Source organism: Pantoea sp. ANP04, from assembly GCF_041982285.1.
Classification (GTDB): Bacteria; Pseudomonadota; Gammaproteobacteria; order Enterobacterales; family Enterobacteriaceae; genus Pantoea; species Pantoea eucalypti.
Genome location: NZ_JAUTYS010000158.1, coordinates 1 through 535 on the forward strand (window position 1 = coordinate 1; position 535 = coordinate 535).

General features: G+C 57.6%; 1 protein-coding gene. It reads right to left on the reverse strand.

Annotation, left to right across the window (positions count from 1 at the left end; all coding sequences use genetic code 11):
* Positions 1-535 (reverse strand): MFS transporter (locus tag Q7C21_RS22870; RefSeq protein ID WP_375151221.1); only part of this gene is annotated, 535 nt, incomplete at both ends.

The window sequence follows — 535 nt, forward strand, 5'->3', positions numbered from 1 at the left end:
CGGAATCGTTGCCAGATAATCAGCGCCAGCACCGAGACTAACAACGAGAGTATGGCTCCGAACGCCACCGCAGCGCGTACCCCCAGCAGTTCGGCGATCCAACCCACTAAAGGCGCCCCGAGCGGCGTTCCGCCCTGCACCACCATCAGGTACAGCGCCAAGACCCGTGCGCGATACATTGGTGGAACCGAGGTCTGCACCATGGTGTTACAACTGTTCAGGAACGTCAGCGAGCTAAGCCCCACCAACACTAAACTCGCGGCAAAAAGCAGGTAGTGCGGCATCACTGCGGACAATAAAGCCGTGGCGCCAAAGGCAATGCCACCACCAATGACAAAACGCCAACGTGGTCTGGAACGGCGCGCCGCAAATAAAGCTCCGGCGAAGGTGCCGATGGCCATGATGCTGCCCAGAATTCCGTATTCTGCCGCACCCACACCGTAAACTTCGGCGGCCATCATCGCGTTGGTCAATTGGAAGTTCAGTCCGAAGGTGCCAATCACAAAGGCCATCGCAAAGATCAGCAAGAGATCTT